We start from the raw sequence: 21,969 nt of genomic DNA, 5'->3' as shown, positions 1-21,969 counted from the left end.
CGGCAGTGCCGGCCTTCGAGGCCGATAGCTCAAGGACAGGGGAGGTGCGGCCGGCTCGCGAGAGCCAGGCTGCAGGGCGGAAGATGGCAATGGGTGGGGCAAAGGTGCTGAAGCAGGTCGACATCTCAAGTGCGGAAGTGGGCGCCTGGGCGTGCCGCACGGATGCGCCTGCGGCGTCGCAGGCCGGTCCTCGCCGGACGGGCGCGAGCGACGCCGCACGGCTGCAGCCCTATCGCGTCCAGTGGGAAACCGAGCGCGAGCACGACCCCGTCTTCCTGCGCGAATGGCAGGCCCTGATGGCGGCCAGCAGCGGCCCGGAACCCATCTACCAGTCCCCCGAGTTCCTGCAGTACATCCGGGCCACCAGCCAGGACCGCGCGGAGGTCGAGATCCTCACCGTGCGCGATGCCGCGGACGGCCGCCTGCTGGCCCTCACGCCGATCCGCTACCGCGACCTGGCCATGGGCCTGCAGGTCCGGTACTGGCGGATGAAGCTGGGCTCCCTGCATGTGGGCACCGTGATGGGCAGCGGCGTGCTGGGCGAGGAATCGCCGGCCGTGCTGGAGTGCATGGTGCGCTTCCTGCTGGCCGAGCGTCCGCGCGTGGTGGCGCTGTCCCTGCCGGCCCTGCCGCAGCAAAGCCTCAGCCAGCAGAGCCTGCACCAGCTGTCGGCCAGCCAGCGCGACCTCGGCATCTGCGTGCTCAACGGCTGGCGCGAATGCCACAAGATCCCGCTGCCCGGGGACTTCAACGCCTACCTGGCCCAGTTCGGCAGCAAGCACCGCTACAACCTCAAGCGCCAGATCCGCCTGCTGCGCGAGCACGCGCCCCTGGAGCTGCTGCGCATCGACCAGCCCGGGTCCCTGGATCAGCTGGCCGCGGCCATCGAGCGCCTGGCGCCGCCCGAGGTCAAGGCGGTGCTGATCTCGCGTGAGAAGTTCGCGGCCATGGCCCGCCTGGGAATGCTGCGCTGCTATGTGCTGCAGTCGGGCGGCGTGCCGGTGGCGGCACTGATCGCCACGCAGTACGGCGAGACCCTGCATCTGCACAATGTGCTGACTGATCCGGCCATGCTGCGCTTCTCGATCGGCACGTCCATCCTGTACCTGGCTATCGAGGACCTTTGCAGCGAGGGGCGCTTCAGCGCCATCGACCTCGGCTACAGCTCGCCCTCGCACAGCCACCAGTCCTCCAACCGGGTCGAGATCCGCGGCCACTTGCTGCTGTACAAGGCCAGCCTGCGGACCTCGGCCCTGTGCCTGGCCGAGCGCCTGTTTGGCGAGTGGCTGGAGCGGGCCAAGGGCTGGCACCAGGCCCTGAAGGGCTGGCGCGCGCGGCGGGATGCCGCCAGGGGAGCCAAGGCTGAGAAGGTCACCAAGGCCAGCTGAGCCGCCCCGCCGCCCGGCCCCAGGGGTCAGCCCTGCGGTCCTGCCGGGACCTGGAAGCCGTCGCTGAGTGTCTTCAGGAAGCTGACGATGTCGCTGACCTCCTGCGGGCTCAGGGCCGGCAGCTGGCCTGGCCGCCGGTCAAAGGGCGGGCCGCGGTGCACATTGGCCTGGTAGACCACCGGCAGGTCGTCGAAGCGCTGCACCTGCCCATTGACGACGGGGTACCAGCGCGCCGGGTCCAGGTCGCGCGTCGCGTAGAAGCCCACCACCTCCTCCAGCGTCTGGAAGCGGGCGTTGTGGAAGTAGGGCGCCGTCAGGGCCACATTGCGCAGGCTGGGGACGCGGAACTTGCCGCAGAGCGAGGCCTGCGCACTGAGGTCGCTGCGCTGCGGTCCGCACAGTCCCAGGTCGTGGAAGGCCGGATCCTGGGTGGCGGCGCTGCGATTGCGCGGCACGCCCAGCGCGAAGTAGGCATGGTTGGTGAACAGCGCCCGGGCGCCGGCCGGCGCATTGGCGGGTGGGCTGGCGCTGTGGCAGGCTGCGCAATTGCCCTTGCGGGGATCGGTGAAGGCTGCGAAGCCGCGCGCTTCCTGCTCGCTGAAGCGGGCCCGTCCGTTCTGCACCGCGTCGAACTTGCTGCTGAAGGGAGCAAAGGCCGGGTCCTGCTGCTGGTAGCGGGCGAGGGCCTGCAGGCTGGCGTCCAGCAGCTGGGCATCGCTGGCCGAAGCGGGCAGGCCGCTGGCGGCGAGGAGGTCGGCGAAGGCCGCGGCCGTGCGGAGCCGGCGCACATAACTGGCCACGTCAGCGTTGGCCATCTCCTTGGCGGCAAAGAGCGGGCCGCGGGCCTGGGCCACGCGGTCATTGGCGCGGCCGTCCCAGAACAGTCCGCCATGGGCACGCCCCTGGTCGTCGATGCTGAAGGCCGGCGTGCCATTGAGATAGCGCAGGCTGGGGCTGCTGCGCAGTCCCTGCTGGTCCATGGCCAGCCCGCCGACGGGCAGGAAGCCGCCGGCCTTGTCGGCATGGGCCTGGGCTGCCACGTGGCAGCCGGCGCAGGACAGCTGACCGCTGGCTGAGAGCCGGGTCTCGTTGAACAGGCGCTCGCCCACGCTGGTGAGGCTGGGCGGCGGGCGGCGCAGGGCCTCGGCCTGCTCGCGGGCCGCGGTGCCGCTGCTGTCCGGGCTCGACCCGGTGCCCGGGCTGCCGCCGCCACAGGCGGCAAGCAGGGTGGTGACGAGGGCCAGGGTGAGAGGGCGCAAGGCAAGGGGCAGGCTGGACATGGGGGACTCCTGTCGAGGTAAGGGAGCTTGGGGGCCGGCGCGGTGCAGGCGTTCAGCCCGCCGGGCGGGTCGGCGGGGCGGGACGTGCCGGCTTGTCGCAACCCTGGCCGGCAGGGGCCTCCGGCAGCGGCGGCGGGGCAGGGGGCTCCGGGGGCGGCGGAGGCTGGAGCTCACGCAGGCGCTTGAGCTGTTCGGCATTCAGGACGCGGGCCAGGCGGGCTTCGTCGGGGGGCTGGTGCTGCTCATGGGCCTGGCTCAGCAGGGCGTCGAGCTGATGCGCCTGATCGGCGTTCAGGCCCAGGGCCTTCTGCAGATGCCGTTCGCGCTGTTGCGCCGTCAGCCGCGGCGGTCGCGGTGGATGCGGCGCATGCGGCAGCGTGCCGCAATGCGCGGACGGTACGTCCCGCGGGCTGGACGGCGGGCTGGCGGGCGCTGTCTGGGCCTGGGCCTGAAGCAGGGGCCACAAGGCCAGCAAGGGCAGCAGGGCCGCCTGCAAGGCGTGCAGGAGAGGGCGTGGGGACATGGTCGTTCCTCCGTGGTGTGCAAGGCCTCCAGCCTGCGCGCCGATTGGGCAGCGAGCATGGAGAAACTGTGGAGACGGGCTCCACAATTCGGCCGGGCCGCCCGCCTAAGATGAGGCCATGCGATTGCGACTCGTGCACCAGCTGGCCCTGCTGATGGCGCTGACCGTGCTGCTGGCGGTCGGTGCCATGGCCACCCTGCAGGTCTGGAATCTGAGGCGCGGCTTCAGCGACTACCTGCGCGTGCAGGACGGCCTGGTCCTGGACCGCCTGATGGTGGCGGCCGAGGCCGATCTCGGCCGGCTGGACGGCCTCCCGCCCCGCGAGCTGCGGGCCTTCATGCACCAGTGGCTGGAGCACACGGCGCCCCAGCAGGACGCCGATCCCCTGGGTGAGGACCCAGCCCCGCGAGCGCCAGAGGCCCGGCCGCCAGGGCCCCCCGACACCCAGGCGCCCCCCGCCCAGCTGCGCCGCCCGCGGCCGCCGCAGGCCCTGCCACCACCGCCCCGCCCCCCGCGCCCCCCGCGGGATCCCGCCCGGCTGGGCCAGCGCCTGGTCCTGCTGGATGCCCAGGGGCAGTGGCTGGCCGGGCGCCCCGAGGCGCTGCAGCAGGCCGGGCAGCGGCGCGCCTTGAAGCGCCAGGGGGTGACGCAGGCCTACCTGTTCCTGGCCGACCGCAGCGAGGTCTCCGACGACGTCGACGGCCAGTTCCTGCGCCGCCAGACCCTGGGCATCGCGGCCGTCGCCGGCCTCAGCCTGCTGGTCGCGCTGAGCCTTGCGCTGCTGCTGGCGCGGCGCTGGCTGCGCCCCCTGCAGCAGGCCCAGCAGGCGGCCCGCCGCATGGCGCTGGGCGAGTTGGCGGTGCGCGTGCCGCAGGACCGGGCCGACGAGATCGGCGCCCTGATGCGGGACCTCAACGCCATGGCCGCCTCTCTCCAGCAGACGGAGACCGAGCGCCGGCGCTGGATCGCCCAGCTCTCGCACGAGCTGCGCACGCCGCTGGCCATCCTGCGCGGCGAGCTGGAGGCCCTGGCCGATGGCGTGCGGCCCTGGAGCGCCGCGGCGCTGGCCTCGCTGCAGGACGAGGTGCAGCGGTTGCACCGGCTGATCGAGGACTTTCACCTGCTGGCCATGTCCGACCTGCGCCGCCTGCCCTGCCAGTTCGAGTCGGTGGACGTGGCGGCCCTGCTGCGCCAGGCGGGCCAGCGTGTCGAGGAACGCCTGCGGGCCAAGGGCCTGCAGCTGCAGCTGGACCTCGACGATTCGCTGGGCACGGCACGCTGGGACGGCGAACGCATCGCCCAGCTGCTGGGCAATCTGCTGGAGAACAGCCTGCGCTACACCGATGCGCCGGGGCGCGTGCTGCTGCGGGCGCGGCGGCGTGGCGAGGAGGTGCAGATCGTGGTTGAGGACAGCGCGCCGGGCCTGCCGCCGCAGCAGCTGCGCCAGCTCTTCGACCCCCTGTTCCGTGCCGAGGCCTCGCGCAGCCGCGCCAGCGGGGGCAGCGGCCTGGGCCTGAGCATCGCGCGGGCGCTGGCGCTGAGCCACGGCGGCCGCCTCCATGCCGAAGCCTCGGCCCTGGGCGGTCTGGCTCAATGCCTGAGCCTGCCCCTGGTGGCCGGCGCCGGAGAGCGGGCATGAACGCGCCGGGCCTGGATCCGCAGCGCATTCTCATCGTCGAGGACGAGGCCAAGATCGCGGCCCTGCTCGCGGACTATCTGCAAGCCGCGGGTTACGCAACCCAGATCCTCGGCGACGGCGCGCAAGCCCTGACCCTCCTGCGCCAGGCGCCGCCGGCCCTGCTGGTGCTGGACCTCATGCTGCCCGGCCTGGACGGGCTCAGCCTGTGCCGGGAACTGCGCCAGTTCTCGGCCCTGCCGGTGCTGATGGTCAGCGCGCGGGTGGACGAGCTGGACCGCCTGCTGGGGCTGGAGTTGGGGGCCGATGACTATCTCTGCAAGCCCTTCAGCCCGCGCGAGGCGGTGGCGCGGGTCAAGGCCCTGCTGCGCCGCGCTCAGGGCCGTCTGCCGGGCCTGGCTGCGGCGGGACCGCAGGCACTGGACGGCGGCTATGCGGTGGACGAAGCCGGGCAGCGCCTCTTCTGGCAGGGGCAGGCCCTGCACCTGACGCCGCTGGAGTTCCGCCTGCTGCGCCTGCTGCTGCGCCAGCCCGGGCGGGTCTTCAGCCGGGCCCAGCTGCTGGAGCAGCTGCATGAGGACTTCCGCGACGTCAGCGACCGCGTCATCGACAGCCACGTGAAGAACATCCGACGCAAGCTGGCCCAGCTGAGCCCGCCGCAGGAGCCCCTCAGCGCGGTCTATGGCGTGGGCTACCGTCTGGACCTGACTTGAGCCAGAGCAAGAGGCCCTGCCGGCACCGAGGCATCGGGCTACCGCAAGCCTGGCACCGGGTGTACAAACACAGTCCCACGGGATTCATGAGGAGCCGACGATGAGCGAAATGAGTCAAGGCCAGAAGGAACGCCTGATGGCGGATCTGCATGCGGTGGTTGCCGAGGCCGAGTCCCTGCTGCGGGCCACCGTCAACGAGACGGGCGCCGGCTCCGCCGAGCTGCGCGCCAAGGTGCAGGCTACGCTGGAACGCGCGCGGCGCGGCCTGCAGGACCTGCAGGCCACGGCCGTCGAGAAGGCCAAGGCCGCCGACGCCTACGTGCACGAGAAGCCCTGGCACGTCATCGGCGTGGCCGCCGGCGTGGGCCTGCTGCTGGGCATGCTGATCGCGCGACGCTGAACGGGGACGGCAGCGCCGCGAGGGCGCTGCCGCTTCACGGCCGGGGAGGGCTGGCGGGCGATGTCAGTGCGGCTGCTGCAGCCAGCGCTCGAGGTCGTCCGAAAGCATGGGCTTGGCGAAGAGCCAGCCCTGACCCTCGTGGCAGCCCAGTGCCAGCAGTTGCTGGCGCTGTTCCTCGGTCTCGATGCCCTCGGCGATCACCCGCATGCCGAGGCCGCAGCCCAGGTTCACCACCATCTGTGCGATGGTGCTGCCGGCACTGGAATGCTGGGCCTCGCGCACGAAGGCGCGGTCGATCTTGAGGCGCTCCACCTGGAGCTGGCGCAGCTGGCTCAGCGAGGAGAAGCCGGTGCCGAAGTCGTCGATGGCCACCGAGGCGCCGGTCTCGCGGATGTCGGCCAGCACGCGCAGCACGGTTGCGATGTCCTCCATCGCCATGGACTCGGTGATCTCCAGCTCCAGGCTGCTGCCCTTGATGCCGGCGTCGGTCAGCGCGGCCTTCAGCGTGTCGATGAAGCTGGCATGGCGGAACTGGGCCAGCGAGATGTTCACCGCGATGCGGAAGTCGCGGTGGCCCTGGTCGATCAGGCGGCGCACCTGGTGGCAGGAGGTGCGCAGCACGAAGTCGCCGATGCTGATGATCAGGCCCGATTGCTCGGCCAGCGGGATGAACTGGTCCGGGGGCACGAACTGACCCTCGGCCGTGCGCCAGCGCAGCAGGGCCTCGGCGGCAATGGGCCGGCCGGTGGCCAGGTCCACCTGCGGCTGGTAGACCACGAAGAGGCGGCGCTCCTCGAAACTGGCACGCAGGCCCTTGAGCAGCTTGAAGCGCTCGCGGGCGTCGACGCCCATCGCGGAGGAGAAGTACTGCGAGGAGCCGCGGTGCTGCACCTTGGCACGCTTGAGTGCGATCTGCGCGTCCAGCAGCAGCTCGGAACCGATGGATTCGGAATCGGTCAGCCGCACCAGGCCGGTGGTGGCCGACAGCTGCAGCCGCTCGCCGGCGACCACGAAGGGCTCGACGAACAGCGCACGGATGCGATCGCCATTGACCATGCCCTCCGGACCCAGCAGGCCGAAGGCGTCGGAGGAGATGCGGGCCATGGAGGTGTTGAAGCCGAGCTGGTCGCTCATGCGCTGCACCACGGCCTGCAGGACCTGGTCGCCAAAGCGGTGGCCGAAGGCGTCGTTGATCTCGGCGAAGTCGTCGAGGTCGATCAGGGCCAGGGTCACGCCCTCGGGAGCCTTGAGGTTCTGCTCCAGCACCTCGATGAAACGGGTGCGGTTGGGCAAGTGCAGCAGCTGGTCGTTGTAGGCGTGGTCCAGCAGCTGGCCGTAGAGCACGACGTTCTCGAAGCCCACGGCGATGTTGGAGCAGAAGGCCCGCAGCAGCTGCTGGTCCAGTTCTTCCAGGGGGCGGCCGACGTCGACCATGGCCGCCATGGCCCGGCCTTCGCTGAGCCCGAAGTACAGGCAGGTGACGTCTTCGTAGAGGCTGCGCTTTTCATGCAGGCAGCGCTCCAGCATCTCGCGGATGCGGCTGACCTTCACGGCGCTCAGCGGGGAGTTGATCAGGCTGCTGTACTGGCCCGCGGCGCCGATGACGCGCGCGGGCTGGCGCTCGTCGCTGCTCATGTGGGCGCAGACCAGGCCCTCGGGCAGGATGCCCAGCAAGGCGCAGAGCTGGGTGACCACGCCCTCGGCGAAACGGTTGATGCCGTGCAGGCGGCTCAGCTCGGTGCTGGCCTCGACGATCAGCTCCAGGCCCTTGCGGTTGGACTCCAGCGCGCGGATCTGGCGGTAGGAGCGGATCGCGGCCGTCAGCACCGTGTAGAGGCGGGTGCGGGTCAGCTCGGACTTGGTCTTGTAGTCGTTGATGTCGTAGGACTGGACGGTCTCGATCTCGGGGGCATAGCCCGGCTGGCCGGTGCGCAGCACGATGCGCACGGCGCGCAGCTTGAGATCGTCGCGGATGAAACGCACCAGCTGCAGGCCGGCATCCTCGGATTCCATCACCACGTCCAGCAGCACCACGGCCAGGTCGGGCTCGCGGGCCAGCATGTCACGCGCAGCGGCGGCCGAGTCGGCATGCAGGAAGCTCAGGGGCACCCCCTCGACGCGCAGTCCCTGCATGGCCAGCTCGGTGGCCTTGTGGACGTCGGCGTCGTCGTCGACGATCAGGATGCGCCAGGGGGGCAGGTCATTGCCGGCCTCATGTTCGTCGTGATGTTCGGGACCGTCCAGAAACTCGAGCAGGTCATCGTCGTCCTCGGGGACGCCGGTTGCTGGTGCCAGGCTGTGGTTCTCAGGCATGAAGCGGATCCTGTACGGCGGAAACGATGTCGCTGCGCTGCCAGCCCCGAATCCCGCAATGGGTGGAGCAGCCTGGTCGGGCAGCTTGCAGCGACGGCTGGCCTGAGCTTACACGCGAAGGCCGCGCTTCCGGCATCCGTGGCGCGTGGAGTTGTGCCGCATTCGGCGAGGAGTCGACAGACCACATAGCCCGGACTATCTCGCAAAGCACGGGGGCTGCAAAGCGAATCGACCTCGGGGATCGCCCCAGGGACGCCCCCCTGTGCGCACCTGGCTTCAGGGTTTGTCCGGTGCCTCCGGCGGGGTCTCCTGCGTCCTGCGCGCCACACTGTGGGCGGGCCCGCCCGAGGGCGGCGCACAATGACATCGTTGCCAATCCTGCGGGCTCCCTGCGCCCGCCGCCCGCATGTCCCAGGACGCCCCACCCGAGAACCCTGCCACCGGCCTCGAGAGCCAGCTGCGCCGCAGCCTGGACCGTGTGCTGGAGAGTCTGCAGCTGCGACTGGCCCTGCTGGGCACGGAGTGGGAAGCGGAGAAGCTGCGCCTGTTCTCCGGGCTCGCCGGCCTGCTGATGTGCCTGGTGCTGGGCGCGGTGGCCCTGGGGCTGCTGAGCCTGGCCCTGGTGTGGGTGCTGCCGGCGCCCTGGCAGTGGCTGATGGCCCTGGGGCTGGCCCTGCTCTATGGGCTTGGCGCCTGGGCTGCCTGGCGCTGGGCCCTGGCCAGGCTCTCGGCACCCAGCAGCCTGTTCGAGCAGAGCCTGGCCGAGCTCCAGCGTGACCGCGCCCTGCTGCGTGGAGGCCCCGATGTTTGAGGCCCGTCGGCTGGCCCTGAAGCAGCGCCAGCTCGAGCTGCGCCTGCGCCAGGCCGAGCTGCGTGCCGAGCTGGCCGCCGATGCGGCACGGCTGCGTCCGGCCCTGGCGGTCGGTGATCTGGGCCTGGGTCTGTGGCAACGCTGGCGCTCCTGGACGCAGGCGCCTGCTGGCCGCTGGAGCGCGATGGGCCTGGGCCTGCTCGCAGGTCTGGGGGCCCGGTCCGCGCAGAGGCGCTGGCGCCGCTGGCTGCCCTGGCTGAGGCTGGGGCGCACGGCCTACGGGCTGTGGCAGGCCTGGGGCGCGGGGACGCCGGGCCGTAGTGGAGGAAGCGATGCCGGACCCGCCGCGGACCCTGCTGCGGACCCCACGGGCGGGCACGATGTGGCGCCTGCCGAGTCACCGTCGGCGGCGGCGAACGCAGCGTCAAATCAATCGCCAAACCAAGCGCCAAACCAAGCGCCAAACCAAGCGCCTGGGGCCTGAGCCGGCCCTCATCGCGACGCGATCACCGGGCTCGGGGATGCAGCGTCTCAGCGCGGCTTCTTGCCTGCGGGGCGGGCTGATGGCATGCTGGGCCGGCCGGCCGGCTTGGCGCCGGGCCGGGTGCCTGGCGCTGCTGCAGGCTTGACGCCCGTCGTGCGACTCACGCCGGGCTTGGCGGCGCCGGTCACCCGCGGCGGCAGGCCCGTGTGCTGGGTCAGGATCTGGCCTTTGCGAGGGGCCGAGGTGGCGGCGCCGCGCGGCGAGGCCCCGTGCGGGCTCGCTGCCTTGGCCAGGGGCTTGGTCACCGAGGTCTTGCCGCAGGTCGGCGTGGAGTTCTTGCGCCGCGCGCTCTGGTAGCTGCCATCGGTTGCCGGCTGGAAGGTCGGGATCAGGTGGTGCTTGCCATTGCCGATGAGGTCGGCCCGGCCCATCTCCTTGAGCGCCTCGCGCAGCAGGGGCCAGTTGTTGGGGTCGTGGTAGCGCAGGAAGGCCTTGTGCAGGCGGCGGCGGCGCTCGCCGCGCACGATGTCCACGGCCTCGCTGTCCCGGGTCACCTTCTTCAGCGGGTTCTTGCTGGAGTGGTACATGGCCGTCGCGGTGGCCATGGGGCTGGGATAGAAGGTCTGGACCTGGTCGGCGCGGAAGCCGTTGCGCTTGAGCCAGACGGCCAGGTTCATCATGTCTTCGTCGGAGGTGCCCGGGTGGGCGGCGATGAAGTAGGGGATCAGGAACTGCTTCTTGCCCGCGGCCTCGCTGGCGGCCTCGAAGAGCTGCTTGAAGCGGTCGTAGGTGCCGATGCCCGGCTTCATCATCTTGGACAGCGGGCCGGACTCGGTGTGCTCCGGCGCGATCTTCAGGTAGCCGCCCACATGGTGCGTGACCAGCTCCTGGATGTACTCGGGGCTCTGGATGGCCAGGTCGTACCGCAGGCCGGACCCGATCAGGATCTTCTTGACGCCAGGCAGTGCGCGGGCCCGGCGGTACATCTTGATCAGCGGGTCGTGGTTGGTGTTGAGGTTCTGGCAGATGCCGGGGTAGACGCAGCTGGGCTTGCGGCAGGCCGCCTCGATCTCGGGCGACTTGCAGCCGATGCGGTACATATTGGCCGTCGGGCCGCCGAGGTCGGAGACGATGCCGGTGAAGCCCTTGACCTTGTCGCGCATCTCCTCGATCTCGCGGATCACGGAGTCCTCCGAGCGGCTCTGGATGATGCGGCCCTCGTGCTCGGTGATGGAGCAGAAGGTGCAGCCGCCGAAGCAGCCGCGCATGATGTTCACGCTGAAGCGGATCATCTCCCAGGCCGGGATCTTGGTGCCGTGGTCGTGGCTGCCGTTCTCGTCGGCGTAGCGCGGGTGCGGGCTGCGGGCGTAGGGCAGGTCGAAGACCAGGTCCATCTCGGGCGTCGAGAGGGGCAGGGGCGGCGGGTTCAGCCAGACATCGCGCTCGCCGTGGCGCTGCACGAGTGCGCGGGCGTTGCCCGGGTTGGTCTCCAGGTGCAGCACGCGGTTGGCATGGGCGTAGAGCACCGGGTCGCTCTTGACCTGCTCGAAGGCGGGCAGGCGGATCACGGTGCGCTCGCGAGGCGTGGTGACGGCACGGCCGTCATCGCGCGAGACGGTGCGGCGCACGATCTGGATGGGCTGGACGGCCGGGACTGCCGCGTCGGCTGTGCCTTCGCTCTTGGCACAGCTCGCGCCCTTGGCCTCGGCTGTTTCCTCGGTCGTGGCGTAAGGGTTGAGAATCTCGTCGATGCGGCCGGGGGCGTCCACCGTCGTGGAGTCCAGCTCGTACCAGCCGGCGAGGGCCGGATCGTCCGGGTGGCGCATGAAGGCGGTGCCGCGCACATCGGTGATGGACTCGATGGGCTGACGCCGCGCCAGGCGGTGGGCGATCTCGACGATGGCGCGCTCGGCATTGCCGTAGACCAGCAGGTCGGCCTTGGAGTCGACCAGCACCGAGCGGCGGACCTTGTCCTGCCAGTAGTCGTAGTGGGCGATGCGGCGCAGTGAGGCCTCGATGCCGCCGATCACCACGGGCACGTCCTTGTAGGCCTCGCGGCAGCGCTGGGTGTAGACCAGGCTGGCGCGGTCGGGCCGCTTGCCGGCTTCGCCGCCGGGGGTGTAGGCGTCGTCACTGCGGATCTTCCGGTCCGCGGTGTAGTGGTTGATCATGGAATCCATGTTCCCGGCCGCCACGCCGAAGAACAGATTGGGCTTGCCCAGGGCCTTGAAGGGCTCGGCCGAGTTCCACTCGGGCTGGGCGATGATGCCCACGCGAAAGCCCTGGGCCTCCAGGGTGCGCCCGATCACCGCCATGCCGAAGCTGGGGTGGTCCACATAGGCGTCGCCGGTGACGATGATGATGTCGCAGGAATCCCAGCCGAGCTGCTCCATCTCCTGCCGGCTCATGGGCAGGAAGGGGGCCGGTCCGAAGCGCTTGGCCCAGAAGGGCTTGTAGCCGCTGAGCGGCTTGGCGGGCTTCGGTGGGGTGAGGGTGGCGTGGGCGGACATCGGATGCGTTCTTGGAGAGGCTGGCGAGGAGCGGGCAGGGAACAGCCCTCGCGGGCAACCCGCTATTGTCGCGGGTCAAGGTGGGATCCGGGGCATGGCCCCATGTGCTGCCGGAGATTGCTGGCGTGAATCTGGCTCAGCGGACGGCTTTTTCGGCGCCGGGTGGCGCGATGTGCAGGCCGTCCTGCGTGGGGCGGCAGATGGCCTGGGTGCCCAGGCGGGTGCGTTCCTCGGCCGTGACGGGAGGCAGCAGCCGGGTGCCGCTCTGGCCCAGGCTGTCCATGAAGCGGTCGATGGCGGCCTCGCCCATGGCCATGAGGTCGAAGGCGGCGGGGTCCATGATCCACTGGTGGATCAGGCCGTCCACCAGGGCGACGAGGGCAATGGCGGCGGCCGAGACGTCCAGCCCCGGCGGCAGCTGGCCGGTGGCCTGCGCGGCGCGGAAACAATCCTCGTTCTGGCTGCGCCAGGCGCGGTGGTTGGCCAGCTTGCGGGCTTGCAGGGCCTGCATCTCGCCGCTGAACTCCACCTTCTTCATGGCGATCTCGAAGACGCGGCGGGTGCGCTCGCTGTGGCTGCAGCTGTGGAAGACGTTGAGCAGGCCCCAGCGCAAGTCGGTGAGGGTGATGGGCTGGCTGGCTGCTTCCTGAGGCAGCAGGCCTTCCTCCAGGGGCATGGTGGCCCGGTCCATCATGGCGGTGAAGAGCTCCACCTTGTCCTGGAAATGCCAGTAGACGGCGCCGCGGGTGACGCCGGCTGCGCTGGCGATGTCCTGCAAGGAGGTGCGGGAAACGCCGCGCTCATGGAAAAGCTGCTCCGCTGCGTCCAGTAGGCGGTGGCGGGTTTCGAGGGCTTCTTGCTTGGTTTTGCGGACCATGATGTGCGGATTGTAGATCACACGTCATGAAACATACACACACGAATGTATGTATACTGCGCCACACTGCTGTCGAAATGGCCATGGCTTTTTCGTCGTGATCGGAAGGCTTGATCTGCAGCAAGATGCTGCGCTCCGGCCTGCTGCCGTGCCTGTGCCAGGCTCCCGGCAGCACTCCTGACAGTTTTGTGTTTGCAGCCTCCGACACTGGAGGCCGTGATTGCCTCAGAAAGGACTGCTCGTGATGTCCCAGAACAAGATGGCCGCCGTGACGGCCTCGAATTTTTCGATTTCCCCCCGGGCGCGTGCCCTGTACCTGATGCCGCTGGCAGTGGCCCTGGCCGCGGCCCTGGTGGGCTGCGGGGGCGGCCAGGCCGGCGCCCAGGGCGGCCCGGGCGGCATGCCGCCGCCCCAGGTCGGCGTGATCAAGGTGGAGCCTCAGGCCGTGACCCTGCAGGTGGAACTGCCGGGCCGGGTGGAAGCCCTGCGCACGGCGCAGGTCCGTGCCCGCGTCAACGGCGTGGTGCAGAAGCGCCTGTTCACCGAAGGCAGCCTGGTGAAGGAAGGGCAGCCCCTGTTCCAGATCGATGCCGCGCCCTACCAGGCCGCGCTGGACAGCGCCAATGCCCAGCTGGCCAAGGCCCAGGCCAATGTCAGTCAGGCCGCGGCCCAGGCCGAGCGCAACAAGCCACTCGTGGAGGCCAAGGCCATCAGCCAGCAGGAATACCTGGCGTCCGTGGCCGCCGCCAAGGCCGCCGAGGCTGACGTGGCCGCCGCCAAGGCCGCCGTGCAGACCGCCCGCCTGAACCTGGAGTACGCCAGCGTGCGCGCGCCCATCTCCGGCCGCATCGGCCGCGCCCTGGTGACCGAGGGCGCCCTGGTCAGCGCCGTCGAGGCGACCCAGCTGGCCCTGATCCAGCAGACCGACAAGGTCTACGTCAACTTCACCCAGAGCGCCAACGAAGTGCAGGGCCTGCGCCGCGCCCTGGCCTCGGGCCAGCTGCGCGCCGCCGGCAAGGACGGCGCGGCCGCCCAGGTCCGCGCCGTGACGGACGACGGCCATGAATCGGCCAAGGCCGGCAAGCTGCTGTTCACTGACCTGAGCGTGGACCCCGGCTCCGGCCAGGTCCTGCTGCGCGCCGAGATGCCCAATGACGACGGCCAGCTCCTGCCCGGCCAGTACGTGCGCGTGCGCCTGGCCCAGGGTGAGATGCCGGCCGGCATGCTGGTGCCCCAGCAGGGCGTCAAGCGCGGCACGCAGGGCGACACCGTCCTGGTGGTCGGCGCCGGCAACAAGCCCGAGCCTCGCATGGTCAAGCTGGGCGGCGCCCAGGGCAGCCACTGGGTGGTGCTGGACGGCCTGAAGCCGGGTGAGCAGGTCATCGTCGACGGCTTCCAGAAGATGTTCGTGCCGGGCGCGCCGGTGTCGCCGGTGCCGTGGTCGGCCAGCGCGGCGTCCGCGCCTGCTGCTCCCGCCCCGGCGTCCGCGCCCGCTTCCTCGGCGTCCGCCGCGGCCCACTGATCCCAAGGAGAAGGCATGTCACGCTTCTTCATCGACCGGCCGATCTTTGCCTGGGTGATCGCACTGTTCATCCTGGTGTTCGGCGCCGTGTCCATCACCAAGCTGCCGGTGGCGCAGTACCCCACGGTGGCGCCGCCCTCCCTGGTGGTCAGCGCCGCCTATCCCGGCGCCTCCGCCCAGACCCTGGACGAGAGCGTCATCTCCGTGCTGGAGCAGGAGCTCAACGGCTCGCCCAACCTGGCCTACATCGAGTCCGTCTCGCAGGCCAACGGCACGGGCGCCATCACCGTGACCTTCGAGCCCGGCACCAATATCGACCTGGCCCAGGTCGAGGTGCAGAACCGCATCTCGCGTGCCGCGCCGCGCCTGCCGGCCTCGGTGGTGCAGCAGGGGGTGCGCGTGGACAAGGCGCGCAACAACTTCCTGCTGTTCGTGACCCTGTCCAGCAAGAACGGCAGCATGGACCCCATCGCGCTGGGCGACTACGCCTCGCGCGCCATCATTCCCGAACTGCAGCGCCTGCCCGGCATCGGCCAGGCCCAGCTCTTCGGCACCGAGCGCGCGATGCGCATCTGGCTGGATCCGGCCAAGCTGCAGTCCTTCAACATCAGCCCGGCTGAAGTGAATGTGGCCATCCGCGCGCAGAACGCGCTGGTGCCCGCCGGCTCGATCGGTGAGCTGCCCAACCTGAGCACGCAGACCATGTCGGCCACCGTGGTGGTCAAGGGTCAGCTGGAGTCGGTGGAGCAGTTCAAGTCCATCGTGCTGCGCGCCAATCCGGATGGCTCCACCGTGCGCCTGAAGGACGTCGCCCGCGTGGAACTGGGCGGGCAGGGCTACGGCTCCTACTCGCGCCTGAACGGCAAGCCCAGCACCGGCATCGGCATCCAGCTCTCGCCCAGCGGCAATGCGCTCGCGTCCGCGCAGGCCGTCAAGGACCGCATGGTCGAGCTGCAGCGCTTCTTCCCCGAAGGCGTGGTCTACGAGATCCCCTACGACTCCTCGAAGTTCGTGAAGATCTCCATCGAGCAGGTCGTCGAGACCCTGGTCGAGGCCATCATCCTCGTGTTCCTGGTGATGTTCCTGTTCCTGCAGAACTGGCGCTACACCCTCATCCCCACCATCGTGGTGCCGATCGCTCTGCTGGGCACCTTTGCCATCATGTTGTGGATGGGCTTCTCGATCAACGTGCTGACGCTGTTCGGCATGGTGCTGGCCATCGGCATTCTGGTGGACGACGCCATCGTGGTGGTCGAGAACGTCGAGCGCATCATGAACGAGGAGGGGCGCTCGCCCCTGGAGGCCACCAAGAAGGCGATGAGCCAGATCTCTGGCGCCATCATCGGCATCACCGTGGTGCTGGTCTCTGTCTTCGTGCCCATGGCCTTCTTCGCCGGCTCGGTGGGCAACATCTACCGTCAGTTCTCGCTGGCGATGGTGGCGTCCATGCTGCTGTCGGCCTTCATGGCGCTGAGCCTCACCCCCGCGCTGTGCGCGACGCTGCTGCGCCCCGTCAAGCAGGGCGAGGCGCATTCCAAGAGCGGCTTCTTCGGCTGGTTCAACCGCGGCTTCTCGGCCACGGCCAAGGGCTACGAAGGCTGGGTGGGCAAGCTGCTCAAGCGCAGCGGCCGCATGCTCTTCGTCTACGTGGCGGTGATCGCCGTGGTGGGCCTGCTCTATGTGCGCATGCCCACCTCCTTCCTGCCCAATGAAGACCAGGGCTACCTGATCGTCAACGTGCAGCTGCCGCCGGGCGCCACGGCCAACCGCACCGAGGCCGCCGTCAAGCAGGTCGAGGACTTCATGCTCAAGCAGCCCGAGGTGCAGAACACCGTGGGCGTGATCGGCTTCTCCTTCTCGGGCCAGGGCCAGAACGCCGCGCTGGTGTTCGTGCCGCTCAAGCCCTGGGAGGAGCGCAAGGGCGCGCAGCACAGTGCGCAGGCCCTGGCCGGCCGCGCCTTCGGCGCCTTCATGGCCGTGCGCGACGCCTTCATCTTCCCGCTCTCGCCCCCGCCCATCCCCGAGCTGGGCACGGCCACCGGCTTCGCCCTGCGCCTGCAGGACCGCGGCGGCCTGGGCCACGAGGCCCTGCTGAACGCCCGCAACCAGCTGATGGGCATGGCCAGCCAGAGCAAGGTCATCACCGGCATGCGTCCGGACGGCCTGGAAGACGCGCCCCAGCTGCAGCTGGACATCGACCGCGACAAGGCCAACGCCCTGGGCGTGAGCTTCGACAACCTGGGCACCGTCATCGGTACCCAGTTGGGCTCGGCCTATGTGAACGACTTCCCCAGCAACGGCCGCCTGCAGCGTGTCGTGGTGCAGGCCGAGGCCGGCGCCCGCATGCAGCCCGAGGACCTGCTGCGCCTGAACGTGGTGAACAACAAGGGCCAGAGCGTGCCGCTCTCGAGCTTCGCGACGACCAAGTGGATCACGGGCCAGATGCAGGCCGTGCGCTACAACGGCTACCCCGCGATGCGCCTGGCCGGTGATGCCGCGCCCGGTGCCTCGACCGGCGCCGCCATGGCCGAGCTGGAGAAGATGGTGGCCCAGCTGCCGCCGGGCATCGGCTACGAATGGACCGGGCTGTCGCGCGAGGAGAAGATCTCTGGCTCGCAAGCCACCGTGCTGCTGCTGTTCTCGCTGCTGGCCGTGTTCCTGTGCCTGGCCGCGCTGTACGAGAGCTGGTCCATTCCCTTTGCCGTGCTGCTGGTGGTGCCCCTGGGCCTGTTCGGCGCGCTACTGGGGGCCACGATGCGGGGCATGCCCAACGACGTGTTCTTCAAGGTGGGCCTGATCACCATCATCGGCCTGTCGGCGAAGAACGCCATCCTGATCATCGAGTTCGCCAAGGACCTGCAGGCCGAAGGCCGCACCCTGGTGGAGGCGATCCTGGAGGCCTGCCACCTGCGCTTCCGTCCCATCATCATGACCTCCATGGCCTTCATCCTGGGCGTGCTGCCCCTGGTGTTCGCCAGCGGCGCCGGTTCCGCCAGCCAGCGGGCCATCGGCACGGGCGTGATGTCCGGGATGATCTCGGCCACGGTGCTCGCGGTGCTTTTCGTGCCGGTGTTCTTCCTGGTGGTGCGCAAGCTGTTCAAGCCGAGCGAGCGTCAGAAGGCTTTCGATGCGCACCATGCCCATGGAATCGGCCACGCTGCGGAGGGCCACTGATATGACAAGAATGATTGCTTCTCGACTGCGCCTCGGCCTCAGCGTCGTGGCCCTGGCCGCGCTGTCGGCCTGCATGAACCTGGCCCCCAAGCATGAACGGCCGGCGCTGCCGGTGGCCGAGCAGGCGGGCCAGCCCGCCGGGCAAGACCTGACCCTGCCGGCCTGGCGCGACTTCTACGCCGATGCGCGCCTGCAGGCCCTGGTGGACATCGCCCTGCGCAACAACCGCGACCTGCGCGTCGCGCTGCGCAGCGTGGACCAGGCTGCGGCCCTGGCCCGCGTCAGCGATGCCAACCGCTGGCCCACCGTGGCCGCCGGCCTCATCAGCAACCGCCAGCCCAATGCCAAGGACGACACCATCACCGCCAGCTACCAGGCCGGCCTGCAGGTGACGGCCTATGAGCTGGACCTCTGGGGCAAGCTGCGCAACCAGAGCGACGCCGCCCAGGCCCGCTACCTGGCCAGCGAGGACGGCGCCCGTGCCGCCCAGCTGAGCCTCGTCGCCGGCGTGGCCTCGGCCCACTATGCGCTGCAGGTCGACGACGCGCTGCTGGACTACGCCCGCAAGACCCTGGCCAGCCGCGAGGACAGCCACCGCCTGACCCGCCTGCGCTTCGACCAGGGCGCAGCCTCCAGCCTGGAACTGCAGGGTGCGATCTCGGCGCTGGAAGCGGCCCGTGCCGCTCAGGCCCAGGCCCAGCGCCAGCGCGCCCAGGATGAGAACGCCCTGGTGCTGCTGCTGGGCCAGCCTCTGCCGCAGGATCTTCCGGCCGCTGCGCCGCTGGCCACCCAGGCCCTGGCGCCACTGGCCGCGGGCGTGAAGTCCAGTGTGCTGCTGGAGCGTCCTGATGTGCGGCAGTCGGAGGCCCTGCTCGTGGCCGCTGAGGCCAATGTGGGCGCGGCCCGCGCGGCCTTCTTCCCCAGCATCACGCTGAGCACCAGCGTCGGCAGCGCCAGCTCGGAGCTCTCAAGCCTGTTCAAGAACACGGCCTGGAGCTTTGCCAGCCAGGCGTTGATGCCGATCTTCGATGCTGGCCGCAACAGCGCCAACCTCAAGGCCACACAGGCCGCCCGCGAGATCGCGGTGGCGCAGTACGAGAAGTCCATCCAGCAGGCCTTCCGCGAGGTGGCCGATACGCTGGCCGCCCGCAGCACGCTGACCGAGCAGTTGCGTGCCCAGGAGGCGCAGGCCGCGGCAGAGGCCGAGCGCCTGCGCCTGGTCGAGCTGCGCTTTGCCAACGGCGCCTCCAGCAGCCTGGAGTTGCTGGATGCCCAGCGCGGCAGCTTCGCCGCGCAGCAGGCCGCGCTGCAGGTGCGCCTGGCGGCGCTGCAGTCCGGCGTTCAGCTCTACAAGGTGCTGGGCGGCGGTGCTGCAGCCGAGCTGCGCGCACAGCGCTGAGGCGGCCTGTGCGTCCCGGCGCTGGCCGGGCGTGTCAGGACCATGACAAGGGCAGGCCCATCGGCCTGCCCTTTTTCATGCCGACACAATCCCTGGGCGGTATTCGTGTCAATTCGGGGTTGGCACTGAGGAATAACGGTTATCCATGGCAGGCATCGCTCCTATGATGCGCAGCGGCTGTCACGCACGGATCGGGAGGTCCGGTGCCGGCCGCTGATTTCAGCAACCGATGGAGGAATGAACCATGTCCGAAAAACTGCCTTTCTTCGCCCGCTTCCTGGAAGCCCAGGAACTGGACGCCGTCAGCGGTGGTGGCGCTTCTGCCACCTCCAAGACCCTGGACCAGCCCGAGCACACCCTGAAGTACCCCTCCGACGGGGATGACCATTTGCCCGAGACGGTCTCGGCCGCTGCCACCAGCACCAGCCCGCTCAAGGATGACATCGTCGTCACCCTGAAGTACCCCTCCGACGGCGACGATCACCTCGGCAACGAGGTCTGATCCTCCCCGGGCGCCGTGCCCCGGGGCCGGCGCCTGCCTTTCCTGTCCGCCCCCTTCGCCCTCGTTTGAATCCGGGTGAGCGGGGCGGCATTGCTTGCCCGCCTGGATTCGATGTGTCGCCCCTTGTACTCCTGCTGACCCACGCCGCCGACCACACGACCGTGGACTGGGTGGCCGAGGCCCTGCGCCGCCGTGGCGCCGAGCCTCTGCGTGTGGACAGCGACCGCTTCCCGCTGGACTGGCAGTTGGGCCTGAGCCTGGAGGGCGGCGTGGACGCCGGCTTCCTGCGCCTGCAGGGGCGCACGCACGCCCTGGACGCCGTGCAGGCCGTCTGGCTGCGCCAGCTCCAGCCGCCGGCCCTTTCCGATGCCGTCGATGAACGTTTCCGGGCCTCCTGCGTCCAGGAATGCCGCCATGTCCTGCGTGCCTTGTGGGACCGGCTGGAGCAGGCCCGCTGGATCAACGGTCTCCCGCAGGTGGAGCGCGCCGCGGCCAAGCTGCGGCAGCTGCGCCTGGCCCGCGAGGCCGGCCTGCGCGTGCCGGACACGCTCTGCAGCAACGACCCCGAGGCCGTCCGCGCTTTCCATGCCCGCCAGACGCAGGGCGTGGTGATGAAGATGCAGACGGTGCTGGCGCCGGGCATGAGCGGCGGTGGCGGCAATCTCTACACCACGGTCATTGAGGCCGCCGATCTGCAGGACGATCAAGGCCTTGCCCTGTGCCCGCCGCTGTTCCAGGAGCGCATACCCAAGGCCGAGGAGCTGCGGGTCATCGCAGTCGACGAGCAGCTGTTCTGCGGCGCCATCCGTCCGCAGGCCGGGGCAGGGCGGGTGGACGACTGGCGCCCGCAGGCGGGCCTGTCCTGGCAGCTGGCCCAACTCCCGGCAGCGGTGGCCCGGCCGTTCCTCGCCCTGATGCGCCGTCTCGGCTTGCGCTACGGTGCAGCGGACTTCATCCACACCCCGGATGACGACTGGGTCTTCCTGGAAGTCAATGCCTGCGGCGAGTGGGGCATGCTCCAGCGCGAGCTGGGCCTGCCCATTGCCGATGCGCTGGCCGCAGCCCTGCTGGCTGATGTCCCGCCCCCTGTTGCTGCCGCGCCGGCTGCCTGATCCCTGAGCCGGAAACTTTGAGCTTGATGCCCTGATCCCATGAATGTCCTGATCGTCACCCACTCCCGCGACCACCACTGCACCCCCCTGATCACCCGTGCCCTGATGGCCCGCGGTGCCACGGCCTGGTGCTTCGAGACTGACCTCTTCCCCTCGTCCGTGCAGCTGAGCCTGCATGCCGACAGCCGCCAGCAGACCCTGCTGCTCAAGACGCCCCTGGGACAGCTGGACATGGCCGAGCTCCAGTCCTGCTACTACCGTCGCCTGCGCATCGGCGGCGGCATCCCGGACACCGTGCCTGGCGCCTACCGCGAGGCCGCCCAGAAGGAGAGCCGGGCCCAGGTTCTGGGCCTGCTGCACAGCCTGGACTGCTTCCAGCTGGACGGCTACGAGAAAGTGCGCCGCGCCGATCACAAGCAGCTGCAGCTCAAGACGGCGGCCCACCTGGGCCTGGAGATCCCGGACAGCCTCTCCACCAACGATCCGCAGGCCGTGCGCGAGTTCTTCGCGGTACATCCGCAAGGCATCGTGGGCAAGATGCTCAGTTCCTTCGCCATCTATGAGCAGGGGCAGGAAAAGGTGATGTTCACCAACCGCATCCAGCCCGAGGACCTGGACCACCTGGATGCCCTCCGTCATGGACCGATGACCTTCCAGGCCCTGGTGCCCAAGGCGCTGGAGCTGCGGGTGACCATCGTGGGCGAGCAGGTCTTTGCTGCGGCCATCGACTCCCAGGCCAACGAGCGTGCACGGACCGACTGGCGTCGCGAGGGTCGGCGCATGCTGCAGGACTGGCAGCACCACACCCTGCCGGCGGACATCCAGGCCAAGCTGCTGGCCCTGATGGACGCCTTCGGCCTCAACTACGGCGCGATCGACCTCATCCTGACCCCTGACGGCCGCCATGTCTTCCTTGAACTCAACCCGGCCGGCGAGTTCATGTGGCTGGAGCAGCACCCCGGCCTGCCCATCGCCGATGCCCTGGCCGACGTGCTGATCGGCAATGCGCCCCGCCGCGGCGCACCGGGCCTGCTGGCCCCTGACTTCTTTGCCCGCGGCAAGCCGCAGGAGCTGGCGGCCCAGGCGGCCTGAGCCGTCCGGCCGCAGGGCCGGCCACGGGCCCTAACAGGGCCCACAAACAAGAAAGCCCGCCGGTGCAAGCCGGTGGGCTTTTTCAGAAGCGCAATCACAAAGAGTGCTCAGCAAAGCCGGCACTCGCCCCGCACGACAGCCGCGGATCCGGCTTCGCCGGGCCGTCCTCGTTCTTGCGAGGCCGATGCGCAGGAAATGGGGCCAAGCGACGCTGCCGCATAGTCAAAGAGTGC

General features: G+C 69.9%; 17 protein-coding genes. 12 read left to right on the top strand and 5 right to left on the bottom strand.

Annotation, left to right across the window (positions count from 1 at the left end; genetic code table 11):
• The first annotated feature begins 89 nt into the window (after positions 1 to 89).
• Positions 90 to 1,388 (top strand): GNAT family N-acetyltransferase, encoded by a 1,299-nt coding sequence (locus ABDJ40_RS21530; RefSeq protein ID WP_347612751.1) that lies wholly within the window; start codon positions 90 to 92, stop codon positions 1,386 to 1,388.
• Positions 1,389 to 1,414: 26 nt separating this feature from the next.
• Here ABDJ40_RS21530 and ABDJ40_RS21525 read toward each other — a convergent pair whose 3' ends face one another.
• Complete coding sequence (locus ABDJ40_RS21525) at positions 1,415 to 2,668, bottom strand: cytochrome-c peroxidase (protein ID WP_347612750.1); 1,254 nt, start codon at positions 2,666 to 2,668, stop codon at positions 1,415 to 1,417.
• Positions 2,669 to 2,720: 52 nt separating this feature from the next.
• Entirely contained in the window at positions 2,721 to 3,191 is a 471-nt protein-coding gene (locus ABDJ40_RS21520; protein WP_347612749.1) for a hypothetical protein, read from the bottom strand.
• Positions 3,192 to 3,309: 118 nt separating this feature from the next.
• Between ABDJ40_RS21520 and ABDJ40_RS21515 the strand changes: the two genes are divergently transcribed.
• From ABDJ40_RS21515 to ABDJ40_RS21505, 3 genes are all read left to right on the top strand, one after another.
• The gene (locus ABDJ40_RS21515; protein WP_347612747.1) at positions 3,310 to 4,830 is read left to right on the top strand and encodes an ATP-binding protein; all 1,521 of its coding nucleotides are present in this window, start codon (positions 3,310 to 3,312) and stop codon (positions 4,828 to 4,830) included.
• Positions 4,827 to 5,540 (top strand): response regulator, encoded by a 714-nt coding sequence (locus ABDJ40_RS21510; RefSeq protein WP_347612745.1) that lies wholly within the window; start codon positions 4,827 to 4,829, stop codon positions 5,538 to 5,540. The genes ABDJ40_RS21515 and ABDJ40_RS21510 overlap by 4 nt, the downstream gene beginning before the upstream one ends.
• Before the next feature lie 100 nt (positions 5,541 to 5,640).
• On the top strand, positions 5,641 to 5,940 hold the full coding sequence (locus tag ABDJ40_RS21505; protein WP_269630402.1) for an ElaB/YgaM/YqjD family protein: 300 nt from the start codon (positions 5,641 to 5,643) through the stop codon (positions 5,938 to 5,940).
• 63 nt (positions 5,941 to 6,003) lie between these two features.
• Here ABDJ40_RS21505 and ABDJ40_RS21500 read toward each other — a convergent pair whose 3' ends face one another.
• Positions 6,004 to 8,253: a putative bifunctional diguanylate cyclase/phosphodiesterase gene (locus ABDJ40_RS21500; protein WP_347612744.1), complete on the bottom strand. Its 2,250-nt coding sequence runs from the start codon at positions 8,251 to 8,253 to the stop codon at positions 6,004 to 6,006.
• Between the two features lie 406 nt (positions 8,254 to 8,659).
• Here ABDJ40_RS21500 and ABDJ40_RS21495 point away from each other — a divergent pair, with 406 nt between their 5' ends.
• Together ABDJ40_RS21495 and ABDJ40_RS21490 are read left to right on the top strand one after the other, a co-directional pair.
• Complete coding sequence (locus ABDJ40_RS21495) at positions 8,660 to 9,064, top strand: phage holin family protein (protein WP_269630398.1); 405 nt, start codon at positions 8,660 to 8,662, stop codon at positions 9,062 to 9,064.
• A complete protein-coding gene (locus ABDJ40_RS21490; protein WP_347612742.1) occupies positions 9,057 to 9,548 on the top strand; it encodes a hypothetical protein in 492 nt (163 codons plus the stop codon). The genes ABDJ40_RS21495 and ABDJ40_RS21490 overlap by 8 nt, the downstream gene beginning before the upstream one ends.
• 47 nt (positions 9,549 to 9,595) lie before the next feature.
• Here ABDJ40_RS21490 and ABDJ40_RS21485 read toward each other — a convergent pair whose 3' ends face one another.
• The gene (locus tag ABDJ40_RS21485) at positions 9,596 to 12,058 is read right to left on the bottom strand and encodes a YgiQ family radical SAM protein (protein ID WP_347612740.1); all 2,463 of its coding nucleotides are present in this window, start codon (positions 12,056 to 12,058) and stop codon (positions 9,596 to 9,598) included.
• 136 nt (positions 12,059 to 12,194) lie between these two features.
• Positions 12,195 to 12,935, bottom strand: coding sequence for a TetR family transcriptional regulator (locus ABDJ40_RS21480; RefSeq protein ID WP_347612738.1), 741 nt, complete (start codon positions 12,933 to 12,935; stop codon positions 12,195 to 12,197).
• Between the two features lie 259 nt (positions 12,936 to 13,194).
• Here ABDJ40_RS21480 and ABDJ40_RS21475 point away from each other — a divergent pair, with 259 nt between their 5' ends.
• From ABDJ40_RS21475 to ABDJ40_RS21450, 6 genes are all read left to right on the top strand, one after another.
• Positions 13,195 to 14,457 (top strand): efflux RND transporter periplasmic adaptor subunit, encoded by a 1,263-nt coding sequence (locus ABDJ40_RS21475; protein WP_488473454.1) that lies wholly within the window; start codon positions 13,195 to 13,197, stop codon positions 14,455 to 14,457.
• Positions 14,458 to 14,472: 15 nt separating this feature from the next.
• Positions 14,473 to 17,631: an efflux RND transporter permease subunit gene (locus ABDJ40_RS21470; protein ID WP_347612737.1), complete on the top strand. Its 3,159-nt coding sequence runs from the start codon at positions 14,473 to 14,475 to the stop codon at positions 17,629 to 17,631.
• A gap of 10 nt (positions 17,632 to 17,641) precedes the next feature.
• A complete protein-coding gene (locus tag ABDJ40_RS21465) occupies positions 17,642 to 19,030 on the top strand; it encodes an efflux transporter outer membrane subunit (protein ID WP_347612735.1) in 1,389 nt (462 codons plus the stop codon).
• A 244-nt stretch (positions 19,031 to 19,274) separates the two neighbouring features.
• Positions 19,275 to 19,532: a microviridin/marinostatin family tricyclic proteinase inhibitor gene (locus tag ABDJ40_RS21460; protein ID WP_347612734.1), complete on the top strand. Its 258-nt coding sequence runs from the start codon at positions 19,275 to 19,277 to the stop codon at positions 19,530 to 19,532.
• A gap of 113 nt (positions 19,533 to 19,645) precedes the next feature.
• The gene (locus ABDJ40_RS21455) at positions 19,646 to 20,644 is read left to right on the top strand and encodes an MvdC/MvdD family ATP grasp protein (protein WP_347612733.1); all 999 of its coding nucleotides are present in this window, start codon (positions 19,646 to 19,648) and stop codon (positions 20,642 to 20,644) included.
• 39 nt (positions 20,645 to 20,683) lie between these two features.
• Positions 20,684 to 21,736, top strand: a complete 1,053-nt coding sequence (locus ABDJ40_RS21450) for an MvdC/MvdD family ATP grasp protein (RefSeq protein WP_347612731.1) — start codon at positions 20,684 to 20,686, stop codon at positions 21,734 to 21,736.
• The last annotated feature ends 233 nt before the right edge of the window (positions 21,737 to 21,969 follow it).

It is taken from the genome of Roseateles flavus (assembly GCF_039872765.1).
In the GTDB taxonomy this organism is placed as follows: domain Bacteria; phylum Pseudomonadota; class Gammaproteobacteria; order Burkholderiales; family Burkholderiaceae_C; genus Roseateles_B; species Roseateles_B flavus.
This window is presented reverse-complemented; position numbering and strand designations above follow the sequence as displayed.